The organism is Nibrella viscosa, assembly GCF_039541875.1.
GTDB classification, from domain to species: domain Bacteria; phylum Bacteroidota; class Bacteroidia; order Cytophagales; family Spirosomataceae; genus Nibrella; species Nibrella viscosa.
Genome location: NZ_BAABHB010000009.1, coordinates 207,508 through 228,885 on the forward strand (window position 1 = coordinate 207,508; position 21,378 = coordinate 228,885).

The 21,378-nt window shown below is 50.7% G+C and carries 17 protein-coding genes; 6 read left to right on the forward strand and 11 right to left on the reverse strand.

Translation table 11 applies throughout. The features are described 5' to 3' along the window. Positions 1 to 89: 89 nt before the first annotated feature. The 4 genes from plsY to purB all read left to right on the forward strand — a co-directional run bounded on the left by plsY (position 90) and on the right by purB (position 4,580). Positions 90 to 743, forward strand: coding sequence for a glycerol-3-phosphate 1-O-acyltransferase PlsY (gene plsY, locus ABD931_RS20315; RefSeq protein WP_345269755.1), 654 nt, complete (start codon positions 90 to 92; stop codon positions 741 to 743). 165 nt (positions 744 to 908) lie between these two features. Continuing rightward, the gene (locus tag ABD931_RS20320; RefSeq protein ID WP_370469340.1) at positions 909 to 2,273 is read left to right on the forward strand and encodes a dipeptidase; all 1,365 of its coding nucleotides are present in this window, start codon (positions 909 to 911) and stop codon (positions 2,271 to 2,273) included. Between the two features lie 78 nt (positions 2,274 to 2,351). Further along, positions 2,352 to 3,227 carry a DUF1207 domain-containing protein gene (locus tag ABD931_RS20325; RefSeq protein WP_345269756.1) on the forward strand — a complete coding sequence of 292 codons (876 nt, stop codon included), beginning with the start codon at positions 2,352 to 2,354 and terminating at the stop codon, positions 3,225 to 3,227. A 12-nt stretch (positions 3,228 to 3,239) separates the two neighbouring features. Next, complete coding sequence (gene purB, locus ABD931_RS20330) at positions 3,240 to 4,580, forward strand: adenylosuccinate lyase (protein ID WP_345269758.1); 1,341 nt, start codon at positions 3,240 to 3,242, stop codon at positions 4,578 to 4,580. A gap of 91 nt (positions 4,581 to 4,671) precedes the next feature. Here purB and proC read toward each other — a convergent pair whose 3' ends face one another. The 7 genes from proC to ABD931_RS20365 all read right to left on the reverse strand — a co-directional run bounded on the left by proC (position 4,672) and on the right by ABD931_RS20365 (position 12,536). Next, positions 4,672 to 5,475, reverse strand: coding sequence for a pyrroline-5-carboxylate reductase (proC, locus tag ABD931_RS20335; protein ID WP_345269759.1), 804 nt, complete (start codon positions 5,473 to 5,475; stop codon positions 4,672 to 4,674). Between the two features lie 130 nt (positions 5,476 to 5,605). Continuing rightward, positions 5,606 to 6,739: a redoxin domain-containing protein gene (locus tag ABD931_RS20340; RefSeq protein WP_345269760.1), complete on the reverse strand. Its 1,134-nt coding sequence runs from the start codon at positions 6,737 to 6,739 to the stop codon at positions 5,606 to 5,608. A gap of 8 nt (positions 6,740 to 6,747) precedes the next feature. Further along, complete coding sequence (gene gatB / locus ABD931_RS20345; RefSeq protein ID WP_370469341.1) at positions 6,748 to 8,262, reverse strand: Asp-tRNA(Asn)/Glu-tRNA(Gln) amidotransferase subunit GatB; 1,515 nt, start codon at positions 8,260 to 8,262, stop codon at positions 6,748 to 6,750. Positions 8,263 to 8,429: 167 nt separating this feature from the next. Continuing rightward, positions 8,430 to 9,224, reverse strand: a complete 795-nt coding sequence (locus ABD931_RS20350; protein WP_345269761.1) for a bacteriorhodopsin-like — start codon at positions 9,222 to 9,224, stop codon at positions 8,430 to 8,432. Positions 9,225 to 9,493: 269 nt separating this feature from the next. Continuing rightward, a complete protein-coding gene (locus tag ABD931_RS20355) occupies positions 9,494 to 10,330 on the reverse strand; it encodes a phytoene/squalene synthase family protein (protein ID WP_345269762.1) in 837 nt (278 codons plus the stop codon). A 15-nt stretch (positions 10,331 to 10,345) separates the two neighbouring features. Then, a complete protein-coding gene (crtID, locus tag ABD931_RS20360; protein WP_345269763.1) occupies positions 10,346 to 11,875 on the reverse strand; it encodes a bifunctional phytoene desaturase/3,4-desaturase in 1,530 nt (509 codons plus the stop codon). Between the two features lie 145 nt (positions 11,876 to 12,020). Then, complete coding sequence (locus ABD931_RS20365; RefSeq protein ID WP_345246811.1) at positions 12,021 to 12,536, reverse strand: RNA polymerase sigma factor; 516 nt, start codon at positions 12,534 to 12,536, stop codon at positions 12,021 to 12,023. 382 nt (positions 12,537 to 12,918) lie between these two features. Between ABD931_RS20365 and ABD931_RS20370 the strand changes: the two genes are divergently transcribed. Continuing rightward, positions 12,919 to 15,243, forward strand: a complete 2,325-nt coding sequence (locus ABD931_RS20370) for a TonB-dependent receptor (RefSeq protein WP_345269764.1) — start codon at positions 12,919 to 12,921, stop codon at positions 15,241 to 15,243. Between the two features lie 329 nt (positions 15,244 to 15,572). After that, positions 15,573 to 16,187, forward strand: coding sequence for an RNA polymerase sigma-70 factor (locus ABD931_RS20375; protein WP_345269765.1), 615 nt, complete (start codon positions 15,573 to 15,575; stop codon positions 16,185 to 16,187). 385 nt (positions 16,188 to 16,572) lie between these two features. On the opposite strand, the gene ABD931_RS20380 is transcribed toward ABD931_RS20375, so the two are convergent. From ABD931_RS20380 to ABD931_RS20395, 4 genes are all read right to left on the reverse strand, one after another. After that, positions 16,573 to 16,980 carry a Dabb family protein gene (locus tag ABD931_RS20380; protein WP_345269766.1) on the reverse strand — a complete coding sequence of 136 codons (408 nt, stop codon included), beginning with the start codon at positions 16,978 to 16,980 and terminating at the stop codon, positions 16,573 to 16,575. A gap of 166 nt (positions 16,981 to 17,146) precedes the next feature. Further along, positions 17,147 to 18,469 (reverse strand): mandelate racemase/muconate lactonizing enzyme family protein, encoded by a 1,323-nt coding sequence (locus ABD931_RS20385; RefSeq protein ID WP_345269767.1) that lies wholly within the window; start codon positions 18,467 to 18,469, stop codon positions 17,147 to 17,149. An 8-nt stretch (positions 18,470 to 18,477) separates the two neighbouring features. After that, positions 18,478 to 19,779, reverse strand: coding sequence for a mandelate racemase/muconate lactonizing enzyme family protein (locus tag ABD931_RS20390; RefSeq protein ID WP_345269769.1), 1,302 nt, complete (start codon positions 19,777 to 19,779; stop codon positions 18,478 to 18,480). A gap of 147 nt (positions 19,780 to 19,926) precedes the next feature. Beyond that, positions 19,927 to 21,372: a RagB/SusD family nutrient uptake outer membrane protein gene (locus ABD931_RS20395; RefSeq protein WP_345269770.1), complete on the reverse strand. Its 1,446-nt coding sequence runs from the start codon at positions 21,370 to 21,372 to the stop codon at positions 19,927 to 19,929. Between the last annotated feature and the right edge of the window lie 6 nt (positions 21,373 to 21,378).

The following is a 21,378-nucleotide window of genomic DNA, read 5'->3' on the forward strand; positions in this document are numbered from 1 at the left end:
TTGAGGTCACACTTAGGTAATAAACCGGACGGAATTCCGTTTATCGTTAATTTTCAAACGTTTTTTAACCTGTTGCCTGAATCCTTGTTATGAACGTACTCCTTATTATTGCCACTACCATTCTGGCTTATCTTCTCGGTTCAATTCCATCGGCGGTTTGGTACAGTCAAACCTTCTTTGGTATTGATATTCGGCAGCACGGCAGCGGCAACGCGGGTGCTACCAATACCTTCCGGGTGTTGGGCCGGCGAGCCGGTACGGTGGTAATGCTGGCTGACGTTCTGAAAGGATATTTAGCAACGGCTTTGGCCGCGCTGCTGTATAATTTTGAAATAATACCAGAAACCGAACTGCTCACCTGGAAACTGGCGTTTGGGACCGTGGCGGTTATCGGCCATTTATATCCGGTATTTGCCGGCTTTAAAGGGGGTAAGGGTGTGGCCACGCTATTGGGTATGGTACTGGCCATTCACCCGGAACTGGCGGCCGTGTGTATCGGCGTTTTTCTGCTGGTGCTCATTGCCTCTCAATATGTTTCGCTGGGCTCAATTATGGCCGCTCTGGCCTTTCCGGTCTTGTTGCTGCTCCGTATTTTTGGGGAAAACGAAAGCCCCCTGCTGATTATCTTCGGCTTTGTGATGTTTCTGATTGTTGTGTTTACCCATCAGAAAAACATTGGCCGGCTGCTGCGGGGCGAAGAAAACCGTACGGTTCTGATTCGTCTGCGCCGGAAGCGCAGTTAGTAATTTTCCGATATTTACCGGCTAAAAACGCCCTCAAGTAGCACAGAAGTGCGTAACTTGGGGGCGTTTTACCATTTACCCGGAGCTGCCGGAAACGGCTCACAGACATACACCGCACCTGTTTTCAAGGTGGCCCAGACTACAAACGTCAAACCTCAAACTGAAATGATAAAAGCGTATCTGGAGGAGAACAAAGACCGCTTCCTGAATGAACTATTCGACCTGATTCGGATACCGTCGGTATCGGCCGACCCAAAGCATAAAGAAGATATGCGCCGGGCGGCCGATTTTGTTAAAGACAAACTGCTGGCCGCCGGCCTGGATACCGCCGACGTAATTGAAACCGCCGGCCATCCGGTCGTATTCGGTGAGAAGCAAATAGATGCCACTAAACCAACTGTACTGGTGTATGGCCATTATGATGTTCAGCCCGCCGACCCGTATGAGTTGTGGCAAACGCCCCCGTTTGAGCCTACCATCCGCAACGAACGCATTTATGCCCGCGGAGCCTGCGACGACAAAGGTCAGTTTTACATGCACATAAAGGCCATTGAAGGTATGATTGCCGGCGGTAACCTTCCCTGCAACGTCAAAGTCATGATCGAAGGCGAAGAAGAGGTAGGCTCCGAACACCTGGGTGCCTTTGTGGCCGCGAACCGTGACCGCCTGCAAGCCGATGTAATTCTCATCTCTGATACAAGCATTATCAACAATGATACGCCGTCTGTGGAGAGTGGCCTGCGGGGCTTATCGTACGTAGAGGTAGAGGTAACCGGCCCCAACCGCGACCTGCACTCGGGGGTGTACGGTGGCGGTGTGGAGAACCCTATTAATGTACTCTGCCGGATGATAGCCTCGCTGAAAGATGAACAGGGCCGCATCACTATTCCGGGCTTTTACGATGCCGTTGTGGAGCTGAGCGCCGACGAACGGACCGAACTGGCCAAAGCGCCGTTTGATGAGGAAGAATACAAGCAGGACCTGGGACTGAACGCTGTAGCCGGCGAAGCAGGTTACTCAACACCGGAGCGTACCTCGATCCGCCCGACACTGGATGTCAACGGCATTTGGGGCGGCTATACCGGCGAAGGTGCCAAAACGGTATTGCCGGCCAAAGCCCACGCCAAAATCAGTATGCGGCTGGTACCTAACCAGACACCCGACGAAATTACGGACTTATTTACCCGGCATTTTACAGCCATTGCTCCGCCAACCGTTACAGTGAAGGTAATGCCGCATCATGGCGGGTTGCCCTATGTAACGCCCACAGACTCCGTAGAATTTGAGGCTGCCAGCAAAGCTTTTGAAGAAGCCTGGGGTAAGAAGCCAATACCAACCCGTGGTGGCGGCAGCATTCCCATTGTCGCGCTGTTTGAACAAGAGCTGGGTATAAAGAGTATTCTGATGGGCTTTGGCCTGGATGCCGACGCGCTGCACTCGCCCAATGAAAGCTACGGACTGTTTAATTTCTATAAAGGCATCGAAACGATACCTTACTTTTACAAACATTACGCTGAATTAAAGAAATAGGTCTGTACGGTGAGAGGCTGATCTCCTGCTTCGGAGTATCGATTGCGGCCGGCCCAGCCCCCTCACCGTACGTTGGTTATGAAACGCTTTTATCTGTTCTTTCTCGCGTTCGCTTTGTCTACAGCCGCCTTTGCCCAGCCTGCTGAATCGGCGCCCCCCCCCGGCAAGTACCCCCGAAGCGAGTTTCTGCCCGGCGGCCACTTATTCGACCCTATTATTCTCGATCCGCTGGAGGCTCAAACCTATATTAGTATATTACCTTCTTATAGCACAGATGGGAAGCGCTACAACGGCACGATTGTGCCGTTTGCTTTCGGTTTTGCCAAGCCGTTCTGGCGCCGGACCACTGCACCCGACCGGGCGGCCGAGTTTGTGATTGACGCAGCCTCTTTTACGCAGTTTGAGGTATTCCACGACCCTATGCAGCAAAAGCAACGCCGTCAGTTACTAAACACCGACTATAAAATCAGTTTTCTGTATAACCTCCGTCGGGGAGCAAATAGCTGGCGTTTCCGGCTTTATCACCTATCGTCGCACCTGGGCGATGATTACCTGATTCGGAACCAGATCAACTTTTACACGCCCAATGCCGTAAATTATGAGGTTGTTGATGTAACCTTTAGCCGCGACATGAACGGGCTGCGGCCCTATGCCGGCGTGGGTATCGGCCTTCGTAAACCGGAGGAACGCAAGCGGCTGAGTGCCCAACTGGGGTTCTTTTACCGGCAGCCTACCCAAAATTTGATTCGGCTGGTGGGGGGCGTGGATGTTAAGTTCTGGGAGCAGACAGATTTCAGACCGGGAGCCAAAGCCGGAGCAGGATTTGAAGTTGGCCGGCGTGCCGGCCAACTTACATTTCTTGCTGAATTTTACAGTGGCTTTCGCCCCTATAGCCAATATGAAAACCAGCGGGTTCAATGGCTGGGTTTCGGCGCTTATTTGAACCCTCTTTAATAAGCATTTTTTATGGATTTATCCGCCCTTACCGCCATCTCCCCTATCGACGGCCGTTATCGCCGGCAAGTCACCGCCCTGGCTCCTTACTTTTCGGAATACGGGCTGATCCGCTACCGCGTTCGCATTGAGGTAGCATATTTTATTGCTCTCTGCGAGTGGCCGGTACCTCAGCTCAAAGCGGTGAACCCTTCCCTTTTTCCGGTGCTGCGCGGCTTGTACGAAAACTTTTCGGAGGCCGATGCGCTTCGCATCAAAGAGATTGAGTCAGTAACAAATCATGATGTGAAGGCGGTTGAGTATTTTATTAAAGAAAAGCTAAAGGGGCAGCTGGATGAGCAGTATCTGGAGTTTATCCACTTCGGGTTAACGTCTCAGGATGTTAACAACACCGCCATTCCGCTGTTACTCAATGAAGCTATCGAGAGCGAAATTATCCCTCTCTACCAGAAGGCGATTCAACGCTTGCAGGAACTGGCCGAGCAGTGGAAAGCCATCCCGATGCTGGCTCGTACCCACGGCCAACCTGCCTCGCCAACCCGATTAGGCAAAGAGCTGCTGGTTTTCTGCGAACGGCTGGAGAAGCAATTGGCTTTACTGGAGCAGCTCCCAGCCGCTGCCAAATTTGGGGGTGCCACCGGAAATTTCAACGCCCACCGGGTGGCCTACCCGGATGTTGACTGGAAACTGTTTGGCGACAAATTTGTGGAGAGCCTGGGCCTGGTTCGCAGTCAGTTTACTACCCAGATCGAACATTACGATATGTTGGCGGCTCTGCTGGATACTATCAAGCGGCTGAACACCATTCTGATTGACCTCGACCGGGATATCTGGACATACGTCTCGATGAACTACTTCAAGCAGAAGATCAAAGCCAATGAAGTCGGTTCCTCAGCCATGCCGCACAAAGTCAACCCCATTGATTTCGAGAACTCGGAAGGGAATCTGGGCATCGCCAACGCCCTGCTGGAGCACCTGTCTGCCAAGCTGCCCATCTCGCGGCTACAGCGCGACCTGACCGATTCAACCGTACTGCGCAACATTGGCGTTCCGTTTGCCCATTCCGTTATTGCGCTGAATGCCTCCCTGAAAGGACTGGATAAACTGGAGCTGAACGAAGCCGCCATTCGGGCAGATCTGGAAGAAAACTGGGCCGTAGTAGCGGAAGGCATCCAGACCATTCTCCGACGCGAGGGATACCCACAACCCTACGAAGCGTTGAAGGCCCTCACCCGCACCAATACCAAAATCACGGCCGACACCATCAGCCAGTTTATCGACGGCCTGAAGGTGTCCGACGCGATTAAGGAGGAGTTGCGGGCGGTGACGCCGTTTAGTTATACGGGGGTGTAGTACCGTACCCCGGAATGTAATTCCGGCTGTGATATGCACTACAGTTAGTCAGGGCCTCTTCACAACCGGAATTCCATTCCGGGGTACACATTTACTCCTTCGACAGCTCCGTGGCCCGCACCTGGGCGGCTTTGATGCCGGCGACGAGCGTATCGGCCAGAGCGCCGGCTTCGAATTCGCGGAGGGCAGCTTCGGTGGTGCCGCCTTTGGAGGCTACTGCTTTGATCAGGTCGTCGAGGCTCTTATCGGCGGTATTGATGAGGTGGTACGCCCCCAGCATGGTTTGTTTGACCAGCAAGGCGGCTACAGCATCGTCAAATCCCATTTGCCGGCCGGCTTCTACCATTGCCTTTACTACGTAATAAAAATAGGCCGGGCCGCTGCCGCTCAGGGCGGTTACCGCATCCAGCATACTTTCGTCTTCCAGAAAGATAGACCGGCCGGTGGCATTAATCAGGTTTTCTACTTTCCGGAGGTTACTGAGATCCACTTCTTTGGCGGCCGTGAACCCGGTAATACCCATACCGAGCATGGCGGGTGTATTGGGCATGGCCCGAATGACCAGCGGGTGGTTCAGCTTCTCCTGAATCTGGGCGATGGGAATACCCGCCATAATAGACAGCACCACCTGCTCCGGCCGGATTACCGCGCGCAGAGCCTCGTGCAGACCGGCAAAATCCTGGGGCTTTACCGACAGGATAATCAGGTCGTATTCCGATACACGGGGGCTAATGGTATCGACCACCACCCCGGTTTTTTCCGCCTTCAGCGCTTCGCAGCGGCTGGCGCTTTTTTCGATGAGCAAGAGGTCATCTTTTTTAACAAGGTCGTACTGCAAAAACGATTTGGCGAAGGCCATACCCATATTTCCGCAACCGGCAATCGCAATTTTCATGGTACTTCAGGAGTAGCTGGTTAGAACAAACTTGGCAAAGGGCTCAAAATTCTGAATAAAACGATAACAAAAAACCCAACCGCCCATTTTTATGGACTGGTTGGGTATGATTACGCGCTAAATAGGTTACTTACTGCTTCATATTCAGCACCTCTTCCAGCTTTTTCTCCAGTGCTTCGCCCCGCAGGTTCTTGGCAATAATTTTACCGTCTTTATCGAGCAGGAACGTAGCCGGAATGGCATTGACCCCGTATTTCTGGGCGGCTGCCGACTGCCAGTATTTCAGGTCAGATACGTGCGTCCAGGTCAGGCCGTCTTTCTCGATGGCTTTTACCCAGTTGTCTTTGCTCTGGTCGAGCGAAACGCCGTAGATGGCAAAGCCTTTGTCTTTAAACTTGTTGTACATCCGAACTACGTTCGGGTTCTCCATCCGGCACGGACCGCACCACGATGCCCAAAAATCGATCAGCACGTATTTACCCCGCAGCGACGACAGGGTTATCGGCTTACCCGTAGGGTCATTCAATTCAATATCCGGTGCCAGCGAACCAACCATTACTCCCCGTATCCGGGCGATGTTGCCGATAAAGGCTTTTGCCTGCGGACTGTTCGGGTTTTCGCGCTCAAAGCGTTGGGCCAGCGAGTCCAGGGTGGAAAAGTCGTTCTCAACATTCAGGAAGTTGGTGGCAAATAAAGCTGCCAGTGAGGTACCCATCTGCGGCAGCATCGATTTTACTTTGCTCACCATCTGCTTTTCGGCTACCTGATAGTCATCCTGAATTTTCTGCATTTTCTTCTGGTCCTTCTTCTCGGTAGCTTCTGCATACTGCTTGTTCCATTCGGCCACGCGGGTATCCATGTTCGTTTTCAGGTCCATCAACTGCTGGTAGTAGGTCATGTTAGGAGAACCCGTTACCGTTGCCATCCCTTTCTGGCCTGTTTTTGGATCAGCCTGGTAGCCGTCAGCCGTGATGTTCAGCCTTTCGCCCCCTTCCAGCAGCAGCACCATACGTTGAGCATTGGCAATGTTCAGCAGGTAAATGCCGCCACCGTCGGCGATGCGATTGCTCTTGAAGGTGAACGAATTGGTATTATCCAGCCGGACCGAATCGAGCCGCACCGGAGGCTGACCATTAGACTCGAGGTACACCATACTACCGGGACTGGCACTTTTAACCTTTCCCGTTATGGTCACTTCTTTCTGAGCAACGGCCGAAAAGCCGACCGCTAAAAGCAGCGCTGTTTGAGCAATTATGTTTTTCATATATAAGATTACGCTAGACTCTGAATAATCAACTGATTAACCAGCTTCGGGTCGGCCGAGCCTTTGGATTTCTTCATGACTTCGCCCACAAACAGCCCCAGCAGGTTTTTCTTTCCTTTTTTGTATTGCTGGACTTTATCAGGCCAGGCGGCCAATACCTCTTCTACCAACGTTTGCAGGGCATCGGTATTGCGGTTCTGGATAAGATTATGGGCCTGAGCCAGTTCGGCGGGCGACTGCCCCGGCTGTTCGGTCATCAACGTAAATATACGCTGCGCGGCTGTTTGGCTCACGGTTCCTTCATCAATAAGCTGAATCAGGGAGGCCAGCGCGTCGGCGGTTACCGGAAACTGGCGCTCCCGCAGCGTTTTTTCCGTCAACTGCGCCTTCACCGCACCCATGATCCAGTTTGATACGGCTTTATAATTTTGCGTATGGCGACAGACTTCTTCAAAATACCCGGCGAGCTCTTTGGCATCCGTCAGCAGGGCGGCATCATACTCCGGCAGGCCATATTGCCCAACAAACTTCTGGTATAATACCTGCGGTAAGGTTGGCATAGCCGCCCGAATCTGTTCCAGCCATTCGTCGGAGATAACAACCGGGCACAGATCGGGGTCCGGAAAGTAGCGGTAGTCGTTCATCGTTTCCTTTTCCCGCATACTGTAGGTCCGGCCGGCGTTGGCATCAAACGTACGAGTCTCCTGAATGATACGGCCGCCTGTTTCGGCCAGTTCCACCTGCCGCCGGAATTCGGTCTCCACGGCCCGCTGTACGTTACGGATGGAGTTTAGGTTCTTTACTTCAACCTTGGTTCCTAAGGCCGTAGCGCCTTTAGGCCGGATGGAGATGTTGACATCGCACCGCAGCGAGCCTTCTTCCATATTACCGTCGCAGATGTCGAGGTAGCGCACCAGCCGGCGAACTTCGGTCAGATACGCACCGGCTTCTTCGGCAGTACGGATGCAGGGGTCCGTCACCATTTCGATCAACGGAGTACCGGCGCGGTTGTAGTCCAGACAGGTAGCCCAATCGTCAGCATCGTGGATGGATTTACCGGCATCTTCTTCCAAATGGATATGGTGAATCTGGATGGTTGTCTCGTATGGCTCGCCGGTAACGGGGTCTTTTACCTTCACTGGAATGCCCCCGCCTACACAGATAGGTCCTTTGTCCTGCGAGAGCTGGTAGCCTTTCGGCAGGTCGGGGTAAAAGTAGTTCTTACGGGCAAAAGTATTGTAGCGGGTAATTTCACAGCCGCAGGCAAGACCCATGCGCACGGCATACTCGACGGCTTTCCGGTTCAACTTCGGCAGTGTACCAGGATGCGCCAGGGTAATCACACTGATATTGGTGTTAGGCTCACTACCGAACTGATTTGAATCGGCGGCAAAATTTTTGGTTGCCGTCAGGAGCTGGCAGTGAACCTCCAGGCCAATTACCATTTCATAATGTGCATACGCGTCGGTCGGAAACCGGGTTCCGGTAGCGCCTGCTTCTGAAGCGGTTTTTTCGAACACCATGCAAACGGCTGTTTAGCGGAAAAACTGATTTACAACAAAGATACAGCTTTTGGCCGGAATGCAGGGGTATCAATAAACTGCCGGTAGCCAGCACTGTTCATTGTTTCAATGAGACACAAAGAAGCCCAACCGTTGGGCTGGGCTTCTCAAAGGTTAGGGGTAAAGCCTTAGACGGTTACTTTGCCTGCGGTCTGGCCACTCAGGATCTTATCAGTGATGGCCGACTCTATGGTCCGTTCGTTGCGGGTAGAGGCAATAGCCGCGCTGTATACGACCAGACCAAACCCAATCTTGTTGACGGCGTCGCCGATGTTGTAAATCAGGTCGAGATTCCAGCCCGTACCAGCCAGCAGGTTACCCGACATGGTCATGTAGCCAATCGGGTAAATGGCCCAGCCCACAATCACGAAATTACGCAGCAGGCGAACCGCTTTGCCTACTTCCGGGTTGCTGGACGCATCGGCGACCTTCTTCACATCACCCAGCGTAGCTTCATACAGGATACCGACATAACCCAGGGTTGAAATTACCCCCCAAAGCACCGTATTCCCTGTATCGATCGCTTCGCCGATATAACCGGTTACCAGCATAAGCACAGCATAAGCAATTAGCTTCCACATGGTGCTTACTTTGCCGCCGTAGGGACGGATCAGCAGGTAGAACTCCACGCACATCAGGGGCACGGTCAGCGTCCAGTCGATGTAGCGAAACTCGGTCGGTGAGGTTTTGGTTTCAAGCCATACTCCGCGCATGTAGAAATAGTGAACAGCCGCGATGAAGGTAATCAGGCCGGAGATCAGCAGCGACGTTCTCCACTTCCCGTCTACTTCGGTCCGCTCGAAGAAGAAGAAAATAGATGCGGCCAGCATAGACATGTAGCCGGTGAAGAAGGTAAATCCTACTACGTCGCCAGGCTGGAGATCGGCTGCCAGGATCAACGTAAGCAACGAAAACTTTTCCATGAGTGATAGTGATTTTTAGGTGTCTAATTGTTTGAAAATAAAGGTGATTATCACTCGTAAAAACCCCTGTCCATCTTTTTTGTTTGGTTTTGTTTAACAAAAGTTAAACAAATTTTTTCATGTTTTTCATTGAAAAAGTAATATCTATATACGTGGTGGCGAGCGGATTCTTATTCGAAAATTGCAAAAAACTGGTCTTTTAGGCCTAAAAAAACGCCTGATACTTTCACATCAGGCGTTTCTGTTTTGAACGGTATATTAGTATAAAATCATATAAAATTTAGTTGGTGCTTCAGATAAGTCTGGGCCAGCAACGCTACCTTTTTAGTATCAGGCACCCGTACCCGAGCCTCCTGAATGCGGGATGCCGGCAATTGCTTTATTTTCTTAAACAAAGTCAGGTAATAGGTGTAAGCCAGGTAAACACCCATACGGGCACCACGGGGCAGGTCCAGAATTCCTTTGTAGGCATCATCAAAATCCCGCTGAATGTCCGCTTCGATTAATCGCTTGGCATCGCGGGAGAAGTCCCGGAAATCAACACCCGGAAAATAGACCCGACCCCGGTCGACGTAATCACTCTTAAGGTCGCGGAGGAAGTTTACTTTCTGAAAGGCAGATCCCAGTTTGCAGGCCGGTTCTTTCAGGCGGTTGTACATGGCCACATCGCCTTCGCAAAACACTTTCAGGCACATCAGTCCCACTACTTCGGCAGAGCCGTAAATATACTCCACGTATGTTTGGGCATTGTACTCCTGACAATACAAGTCCATTTCCATACTTTTCAGAAACGCGTCGATCAGGGCGTAATCGATGTCATACTCTTTGACAACGAACTGGAAGGATTGCAGAATAGGATTCAGGCTGATGCCTTCTTCCAGTGCCAGATAAGTATCGGTTTTGAAGCGCTCGAACAGGGTTTTCTGATCGTAGTCGAAGAATGTGTCGACAATTTCATCGGCGTAGCGAACAAAGCCGTAGATGCCGTAAATGGGCAGGTGGAAACGCCGGTCGAGCGTTTTGATGCCCAGGGTGAAGGAGGTGCTGTAATACTCAGTAATCAGCTTACTGCATTCCAGCGCCGTTTGATTGAATAATGCCATCATAACCAAAAAGAGTTACTACGCCTGACTTGTTACGGAAGCCAGTGGTTTATTAGGTTTCAAGTGGTTACTCGCAAAATCCTTCGCAACTTCTTCTGCCACAACCAATCCCGAAATTAGCGAAGGAGGTACACCCGGCCCTGGTACTGTAAGCTGGCCCGTGTAAAACAGATTGTTTACCCTTTTGTTTTTCAGCCCCGGTTTTAAAAATGCGGTCTGGAACAGGGTGTTAGCCAGTCCGTACGCGTTTCCGCGGAACGCATTGTAGTCGGTTTTAAAATCCTGATGGGCGTAACTCCGCTTATATATCAGATGGTTACGGATAGGTATACCAGTATACGTTTCAAGCCGCTCCATGACCAGATTAAAATAGTGTTCGCGGGTCTCTTCGGGGTCGTTTAAATCAGGCGCTACCGGTATCAGGATAAACAAATTCTCACAATCCGGTGGGGCAACGCTGGGGTCGGTCACCGACGGTGCCGAGACGTAGAACAACGGCCGGCTGGGCCAGCGGGGAGTCTCGTAAATCTCCTGCGCATGCAGGGTAAAGTCTTCATCAAAGAACAGGTTATGGTGCCGCAGACGAGGCACCCGCTTATTTACGCCCAGATAAAACAACAGCGACGATGGAGCCATAACCCGCTTTTTCCAGTAGGTGTCGCTGTAGTTACGAAATTCAGGAGCAACCAGATTAATCTCGACGTGATTATAATCGGCTCCGGCCACTACCACATCGGCGTCAAAAGTCCCTTTATCGGTAATCACCCGCCGGGCCGACCGGTCGGTTACCTCAATATGCTTCACCATATGGTTCAGCCGTATCTGTACACCTTTCTCTTCGGCCAGGCGCACCATGCCTTTAACAATCTCATGCATACCCCCCATTGGATACCAGGTACCCATCATCATTTCGGCGTAATTCATCAGGCTGTACATGGCCGGGGTATTCTGCGGGGTAGCCCCCAGAAACAGAATGGGAAACTCTACTAACTGAAGCAGCTTCGGGTTGCTGAAAAATTTGCGGGCGTGGCCGGCAAACGACTGAAACACATCGAGCCGCAGCACATCATACAGCAGCTTTGGGCTCATAAACTCCGTAATGGAGCGGCTGGGCTTCCAGACAAACTTGTGGATACCAACCTCGTATTTATAGGCAGCCTGCCGTAGAAACTCGTTGAGCCGGACGCCACTGCCGGGTTCCATGCGTTCGAAGAGCTGTTTTAACTGGGCAAAGTCAGCGGGGAGGTCAACGGCATCGTCGGGGCCGAAGATGACGGAGTAAGACGGGTCGAGCCGAACCAGGTTGTAATAATCAGCCGGCTTTTTGCCGAAACGGGCAAAATAGGTCTCAAAAACATCAGGCATCCAATACCAGCTCGGCCCCATATCAAAGGTAAAGCCTTCGGCGCGAAAGATGCGAGCCCGCCCGCCGGGCATACCGTTTTTTTCCAGGAGCGTTACGGCAAATCCTTTATCGGCCAGGCTGGTTGCGGCCGAAAGGCCGGCAAACCCCGACCCAATAACAATAACACGTGTAGGCTGACTCATTCACAAGTACGGGGTGTATACGTTTCGCTATAAACCAAAAAAGTTAGACGGAAACCATCTAACTTTTCGGAACCTTCCTCTTTTTTAACCAAAAACTACTCAATCATATCTACGATCGCCGGAACGATCTGGATTGCTGCAGGCGTTAGACGTTGAGATGGGCATAGACCTTCAACTTGTCTTTCAGTTCTTTACGTGCAATATGGATACGATTTTTCACAGTACCAATAGGTATGTCCAATTTTGCCGCAATTTCATGATATTTAAATCCACGGAAGTGCATCATAAACGGTGTGCGGTAGGTTTCGTCCAGTCCGTTGACCGCCCGGTTGATGTCTTCCTGAGCAAACGTTGAATAGGCAGTATTGTCCGTGCTACTGTCCAGCGAATTAATATAATGCAGATTATCGGTCGTATCTATGAACGTATTCTTACGAACCATGCGCTGATAGTTGGTAATGAATGTGTTCTTCATGATCGTATACAACCAGGCCTTCAGATTGGTACCGTCGGTGTATTTATCACGGTTGGTAAAGGCTTTTAGCAGCGTGTCTTGCAACAAGTCGTTGGCATCTTCCACATCCTTCGTTAGCCGGAGAGCGAATGGCCGTAACGACTTCGACACTTTGCCAATATGATAGGTGAATTCAAGCGCTGTCATGGTAGTATCTATTTTTGTTGAACCAAATTTATACAGGACTTAAACAAAAAAGCAACCAATCCTGCCAATTTTTTTTTCATATATCCCGTTTCACCCCCAAAATCATCAATTTCAGCCGATTAAATACCCGTTTTATGTGTGAATGGCCCAAATCTCTGGCTAACTAATTCATTGAAGGTGTGGAATTTTTCCCACACACTGTAGAAAGTCTCCACAAATTTCTGTTTAACCATTCTTTACCTAATCTTAAACATTCTCTAATGAGTTTCTAAGGAATTCAGAGAAAACACTGAAACATACGGGAAACTTGGCGGCTTAGATTGCAACATTGTTGCGAATAAGGCTTATTTTTGTTGAATAAAGCTATTCTTACTCCATTTGCATGCTGCTTCTCCGGATTTTGGTGGGATTATTTGTGGTGTGGACTGTATTCCCCACTCTGGCACAGTCGCCCTGCCAGTGTTTTGTCAAAGGAGTAGTGCTGGATAGAGACTCCCGGCAGCCCATTCCGGGTGCTACGGTGCTCATTAAAGAGACGGGGCAGGGTACAATTACCGATATCAACGGGGCCTACCGGCTGGATAAACTCTGCCAGGGACACTACACATTACTTAGCCGGATTATCGGCTATAAAGAAGTTCGGCAATCCATTATTCTTGCGCACAATGATACAGCCGAGCAGCAGGACCTGTTGCTGCCGGAAGAAGTCATTCACCTCAACAACATCAACGTAACCGCCCAGCGCACCGACGCCCTCAACAGCCAGCCCATCTCGACCCTGGAGGGAAGAGATCTGGAGCAGACCCGCGGACAGTCTCTGGGCGATGCGCTGCGGGCCATCAATGGAGTTACTACGCTGCAAACAGGGGCCAGCATTACCAAGCCGGTCATTCACGGCATGCACAGCAACCGCGTGCTGATTCTGAACAACGGCATCCGGCAGGAAGGTCAGCAGTGGGGGTCAGAGCACGCGCCGGAGATTGACCCGTTTGTGGCCAGCCGCGTTACGGTAATTAAAGGCGCTTCGGGCGTTCGTTACGGCTCCGATGCCATCGGTGGCGTAGTATTGGTAGAACCGGCGCCACTACCAACCCAATCCGGCCTGCATGGTGAACTGAATATGGTGGGTTTTACGAATGGTCGCCAGGGCGTGGCCTCGCTGCAAACGGAAGGTGCGTTTGGCAAATCGAACGCGTTTGGCTGGCGGTTGCAGGGAACTCTGAAGCGGGGGGGTAATCTGCAAACCCCTTCTTATTATTTAGCTAATACCGGACTGGCCGAGCAGAATTTTTCGGCCGCAGCCGGTTACCGCACCGGCAACTGGCGGAGTGACGTTTTCTACAGTCGGTTTAATTCAAAAGTTGGTATCTTCTCCGGCTCGCACATCGGCAGCCTCACTGATTTACAACAGGTGCTGGAGACCGGTCAGCCGCTGATTAAAACCGGATTCAGCTACACTATCGGCCGGCCATACCAGCAGATTCAGCACGATTTGCTGAAGTGGAAGACGACATTTAAGCCCAGCGCCGGGGGCGAATGGAACCTCACTCTAGCCCGGCAGTTCGACGACCGCATGGAGTACGACCTGCACCGGCCGCGCAATGACTCCCTCGCCGGCCTAAACCGGCCCGAGCTGCGCTTCCGGCTCACCACCTACACAGGCGATCTGGCCTATACCCACAAACCAATTGGAAAGCTGAGTGGTACGGCCGGCATTAGTGGCCTGTACCAATATAATATTATGAACGGTAGGCCGCTGATTCCTAATTTCCGGCTGTACAATACCGGCCTGTTCTGGATTGAGAAGCTGCGCACCGGTAAGTGGGAGTGGGAAGCCGGGCTGCGGTACGACCTGCGGCATATGCAGGCGTTCCGGTACGTGAATGGGGTGCTGGACCAGCCCGCGTTTGTATTTAGCGCCGGCTCCGGAACGCTGGGCACGACATATTCAGTACAGGAAAAGTGGCAGCTTCGCTTTAATGCCGGAACGGCTTGGCGGGCACCCAATGTCAGTGAGTTGTTCAGCGGTGGCGTACACCATGGTGCTGCCGCCTACGAGCAGGGCGACATCAACCTACGTCCGGAGACGGCCTATAACCTGAACCTGAGCAGCGACTACCAGGGGAAGCGGGTGCAGGCGGAGGTAAATGTCTTCTACAATTACCTCCGTAATTACATTTACCTGAAACCACAGGACGCCCCCATTCTGACCATCCGGGGTGCGTTCCCGTATTTCCGCTACACACAGACCGACGCTATTTACACCGGTGTCGATGCGACGGTAAATGTAAAGCTACTATCAGGGCTGAACTGGACCACCAGGCCCTCTTATCTGTACGTGCAGGATGTGCGGCAGAATCAGCCAATTGTGATGATTCCGCCCAACCGCTGGGAAAACAGTCTGCGCTACGAATTGGCGAAGGCCGGCAACTTCCGGGATGCCTACCTGAGTATAGGCAATCGGTCAGTAGCGCGGCAAAACCGGGTATCGGCCAACAGCGACTTTATGGCACCGCCCCCGGCTTACAGCCTGTGGAACCTATCGGCGGGCGGTTTACTGCCGCTCAGCGAGCACCAGCAGTTGGAGCTTGGTGTAACGGTAACTAATCTCTTCGACGTTACCTACCGCGACTACCTGAACCGCTTCCGCTATTTTGCCGATGATTTAGGCCGAAATTTATCGGTGCGGGTCAAATGGCGTTTTTGATGAATAAATGAAAGTTCCTGTTGCTTTGCCCCCGCTGGTGGTAAGAGAGGCCGAAAAGCCAGTTCTGGTACCCAGACTAAACGACAGTGGATATGGTCCTTGCTGCTTATGCCCTTCAGAATGCGTACGCCCGGTGCATTGCAGGTTTAGCGCTTTACAAACTCCTTGATTGGGCATCTGACGGTAAGCTTCTATATGCTCAGAAAGACTTAAACTGGTGATGAACGGACGAATATTTGATTATACCTAGAAAAAATTTATCTTAACAAACTTTTTCCAGGAAGCATATTCCATAATCTGCCGTGAAAACTTGATCTTGAGCAAAGCTAATGATCAACTCAGATAACACTCTAGCCAGATGGGTAAGCGATTTACGCTCAGGGGATAAATATGCGTTTGAACAGATATACTTTCATTTTCAGGCAAAACTGTATCAGTTTGCCTTTAAATTAACCAGAGACCAGGAAGAAGCAGAAGAAGTTGTTCAGGAGGTTTTTGTCCGTTTATGGGAGTCCAGACAACTGATTGATACGTCTAAAAACTTTGATGGCTACCTGTTTCTGATTACCCGAAACATCGTCTACAACCACGCCCGTCACCAAGCCTATAAGGTAGCCTATTTAAAATATTTAGATGCCGATGGTGCCCCGTTAAGAAATGTAACCGAAGAACGGCTAAATTTTGAGGAACTTCGGCAGGTACTGGAAGAGATCTACAGTGCTCTTTCTCCGGTTCGCAAACAGGTGTTTATCATGAGCCGGATTGAGGGACTAAGTAACAGCGAAATAGCCGCCATTCTGCATACTAGTACCAGCAATATTGAAAATCATATCTACAAAGCCTTACTAACTATCCGGCAGAAGTTTGACAAGTACAGGATCTTGTACACAATAGAGGCCCCAGTCCTGATCCTCGTCAAAGTGCTGAATTCATGGAACGAGTGATTTGCTTTGGCTTAGAAGGTAGTTCATACGCACTCGGCCCGGACGGTGGCCTTTGTCTATTAAAATAGAATCGCATAGAGTTAAGGGTTTGCTTGTGGTTAAAGGGGTAGCCGAAACGTATCCTCCAGAATATTTTACAGGTGCAGCCGGAAACGAGCGCCCTCAGTTCCATTAATCATCCTACGGGTATTCTTCTCCAGGCAACAAACAGGCCCTCTTGCCAAACAGGCGCCATTTGCCCACTCGACAGACCCAATATGCCGGGTCAATACCGGCATTCGGAAAAGGAAACACCTGCAGCGCCTGAGCTACTGCTTTTACAAGTATAGCTGTTAAAGTCAGCTTTCCGCCGGCCGGCCAGTGGTTTGAACCAAGTTGGTAATGGCTACAGGTCCACTGCGTCGTACACCTGAATTCTGGACCAAAGGGGAGAACAGGTTTCTACAAATTTTTTGTGGAGTGGGTGAACCTGATAGGCATTTTGTCCTTCCAGGTCGTCAAAGAAGGACAGAGCTGAAACGGCATATGTTTTATCTACTACCGCACGTGCTTCGGTAAGTGCCGGAATGCCGATATGATACTGCCGAACAGCTTCAATCTTTTCAAGGGACCTTAATCCATCCAGAAGTTTATTAAGGTCCTCCGTTGAGTTGGGGTTTTTTAACCAGAAAAATACGTGATGAATAACCTGCCTTTTTTTGTCAGGTGATGCCATGGCCGCGGGAACCATAGTGATTCCCCCGCTTAAGGTCATCGCTTTGCTTAAAAACGTTCTTCGATTCGGGCGTTTCATATTTTTTCAGGAGCTAAAAAGTAAGGAATAAAAGCGTTAGCAAACGTTGTTTAAGAATAGTAAAGCTTACGCTGGGGTAGCTTTGGCAAGGCTACCCCAGCGTATAAAGAGGTGAAAGCTGACAAACGCTTATCCTGCATATTTGAGGAGGGCTCAAATATGCGGGCTACCAATCGTTAACAACTTTGTGTTTTTTAATGTAATCAGGGTCGATTACAATACCCAGACCTGAACCTGTAGGTACCTTCAGAACTCCATCATAGCTGACCATAGGATCTCCTGACTTATAGACAATCGGAATCTGATTGCCGTTAGCATCCCGCGTGGAGAATGTATCGAACTCCTGATACTTACCGGCATTAGGACAAGCCGAAATGAAATGCAGCATATAGATGTAGCCTAGTCCGTACTGAGTGATGTGGGGAACAATGGTCTTACCGAAGATTTCAGCCATGCGGGCTACTTTCATCGAGCGGATCATGCCGCCAAAATAGAGCTGGTCGGGCTGGACCACATCACAGGCATCATTAGCAATCAGCCACCGGAAGGTGCTGATGTGTGCTTCCGATTCGCCGGTGAATATTGGAATCTTTAGCCCGTTTTTAACCATTTTCAATTCGTCATACCAGCCAAAGGGTACCATTTCCTCCCACCAGACGTAATTGTAGTCTTCCAGAACTTTCCCCATGCGAATTCCACCCTCAACCGAAAATTTATTATTCCCGTCGCAGCCCAAAACCATCTGGTCTCCGAAGGTTTTGCGGGCCATTCGGATTAGTTTTTCATTCCCCGCTTTACTGTCTTTGTCCAATGCACCAGGAAGGCCAACCCGCATCTTGATCGCCTTGGCTTTGGTTTCCTCCAGGTCTTTTTTTACAATTTCAAGCGATTGTTCCGGTGGCAGAGAAAGCAATTCCGGCATTCGGCTTCCCTGATAGACCGTAACCATTGGATTGTGAATTTTTCCGATGAGTTCCCCAACGGGTTTCTTAATTGTGTTGCCCATCATATCCAGGATGGCAAACTCCAGCGTAGCCAGCGCGATATTGAAGGGAATGCCACCGCCTTTACCGTTGTCCCCGGGTATAAGCGAATCGAGTTCGCGTGCATCTTTTCCCTGAAACTGATCAAACAAAAGTTTCGAAACGGGCCAGTTCCTCACGCTTTGTCCACCACCTCCTTTTGGATTCAGGCCGGTATGTCCGACTGCGATACCTTCGGCCCCATCTTTCGAACGTACCCGGACCATGAAGTTCTCTCTATCCCGCAGCAATTCGAGCGTCTCAAGAATGACAGGCGATGAAAACAATTCCTTTCTGAAAACGGGGCGTTGTACGGCTTCATCCAGAGAAGCGTATCTGGATTTAAGATCCAAGGGTAGGGAGCCCGAACCGGGTAAACCAGATCCATAAGTGGTTCCCGGCAAAGCGGCAGCGCCCAATGTACCGGCAACTGCTGAACTAATAAAGTGTCGTCTGTTCGTTTTCATAGTTTTGATTACCAGTCTTTTACGACCGTATGCTTTTTGATATAATCAGGATCAATAACAATGCCCAGACCTGAACCGGTAGGCACTTTCAGCACGCCATCATAACTCACGATTGGATCACCAGATTTATACATGATTGGAATCGTATTGCCATTGGCGTCACGGGTGGAGAACAAATCGAACTCCTGGAACTTACCGGCATTGAGGCAAGCCGAAATGAAATGCAGCATGTAAATGTAACCTAGCCCGTATTGGGTGATATGCGGAACAATGGTCTTACCGAAGGCTTCAGCCATGCGGGCTACTTTCATCGAGCGGATCATGCCGCCGAAGTAGAGCTGGTCGGGCTGGACCACATCACAGGCGTCGTTGGCAATCAGCCACCGGAAGGTGCTGATGTGTGCTTCTGACTCGCCGGTAGAGATGGGGATGCGCAGGCCGTCTTTAACGTGTTTCAGGTCATCATACCAGCCAAAGGGCACCATTTCTTCCCACCATGCATACTTATACTCCTCCAGGATTTTACCGATGCGAATACCTCCTTTCCGGGTGTAGTTGCCATTCCCGTCGCAGCCCAGTACCATCTGATCCCCAAAGGTTTCCCGAGCCATCCGGATCAGCTTTTCGGTTCTGCCGGGGGCGTTATCGCCATCCAGCACACCACCACCGCCCGCTCTTATTTTTACGGCTTTAGCTTTGCTCTCCAACAAGTCTTTTTTCACAATTTCAAGGGATTCTTCCGGAGGGAGCTGTCGCAGTTCCACAACCCGGGAACCCTGGTACACCGAAATCATGGGGTTGTGAATGGTACCGATAAGCTCCCCGACAGGCTTCCGGATGGTATTGCCCATCATATCCAGGATGGCAAACTCCAGCACGGCCACCTGTACGTTAAAGGGAATTCCGCCACTTTTGCCATTGTCACCCGGAATCAGGGCATCCAGGTCGCGGGCATCCTTCCCCTGGAAACGGCTTATCAAGCCGCCAAAGGCCGGCCAGCTTTTGCTATTCTGGCTCCCGTGACCGGCCGCAATTCCTTCGGCTCCCTCTTTAGAGCGTACCCGGACCAGAAAATTATTTCTATCTCTAAGCAGTTCAATGGTGTCAATGATAACGGGGGCCGAAAACAGCTCTTTTCGCAAAACGGGTCGTTTAAGAACCTCATCCAGCGAATCATACCTGGCCAGTATATCCAACGGGGCAGCGTTTGCCGTTTGCCGGAAAGTCGGCTGGGTAAGTAGCGGTAACGAAGCCGTCCCCAAACTTCCGGCGACGGCTGAACTAAGGAATTTTCTTCGATTCGTTTTCATACTGTTCGGTTTGCATCCGGAAGATTAGCTGAGTATTGCGTATGCCCCGGATAAACAGAGTCCCGTTGCACCCGGTGAGACTAAGCCGGGGGCATGATGGGATGCTGACAACATCCGTTCAATTAGCACAATGGAAGATTACGTCGTCTAATCATACCCCGGATTTTGGGGGAAAATGGCTGGGTTGTTAATCACCTGAATCTGACTTAGCGGAATCGGAAATACCGTCATGTGCGCTTTCATGCCCTGCGATTGCATGACGGCTAAGGCTCTGCCCGTCCGAACCAGGTCAAACCACCGGTGGCCCTCCAGGTACATTTCCAGTCTTCTCTCCAGATAGATTTTATCTCTGGCTTCACTCTGCGACAGACCGGTAAGCGCCGGTACCCCCGCCCTTGCCCGAACCTGGTTCAAAACAGTCAGTGCTTCTGTGGTTTTGCCATTTTCATTCAATGCTTCGGCATACATCAGCAGCACATCGGCATAGCGAATCACCTTCCAGTTGGCTTTGCTATCATTGGGGTTGACCAAGGCAGCCATATACTTTTTCGTGTACGAGGTGGCGTCAATTGGGGTCATTGGAATCAGATTGCCATTTCTGTCAATAAGCCCATCTTTTACATGCGCGATGGAAATAGCTTTCCGTTTATCGGATGGTTCGTAGAGCGTAAACAAAGCTTCTGTTGGAGAGCCATTCTGTCCCCCCGCGCCTTTGAGCCCGAAAAAGTTAATGATCGGAGACAGGTTCGGGGCAAAGATGTTCGAAAACGTACTGCCCAGGCCCAGTCCTCCGTCGATATATTCGATGTCAAAGATGTATTCGGAGTGGTGTTCATTCTTGGTATAGTCCCATAAGTCATTATAATTTGGCAGCAGGGCGTAGCCCATAGTGGTTACCTCTTTTAATTTGGCTTCTGCCTTAGCAAAGTCCTTGCGGGTCAGATATACCTTACCCAGCAAGGCTTTGGCTGCCCCTTTTGTGGCCCTGCCCACGTCGGCACCGGCGTATTTCTCCGGTAATTTGCTTTCGGCATCCAGCAAATCTTTGATGATAAGCTCGTCATAAACAGTGCTGACCTTATCGCGTCCTTTCTTGGCGGCCTCGGGGGCACTGATAGGCGCTGAAATCATAGGAACGTCGCCAAAAATTCGGACCAGATCAAAATAAGCCAGCGCCCTGAGAAATTTAGCCTCACCAATATGGCGATCTTTTCGGGGGATGGTGGCCGCGTTGGCCTGGTCGATGTTGCTAAGCACCGTGTTGGCCCGGAAAATAGCCTGGTAGTAGTTTAACCAGCTACTATTAAGAACGCCCAAACTACTGCTTATGATGAAGTTATTGATATTCACCAGGTCCAGGGCTGCCGAATGCTGTTGTTCGGTATCATCGGCGGTCAGATCGCCTATCTGCCAGAAATTCAGATACTGGGCATGAAAAGGCTGATAAATACCAATGACCGCATCCTCAAAATCCTTGTCGGTTTTGTACAATACATCCGTACTGACCGTAGAAATGGGCTTTCTGTCAATGAAATCCTGGCTGCATGACAGGGTACCTAGCAGTACGAGCAGCAGACTTACCATTTTTTTCATAGCTAT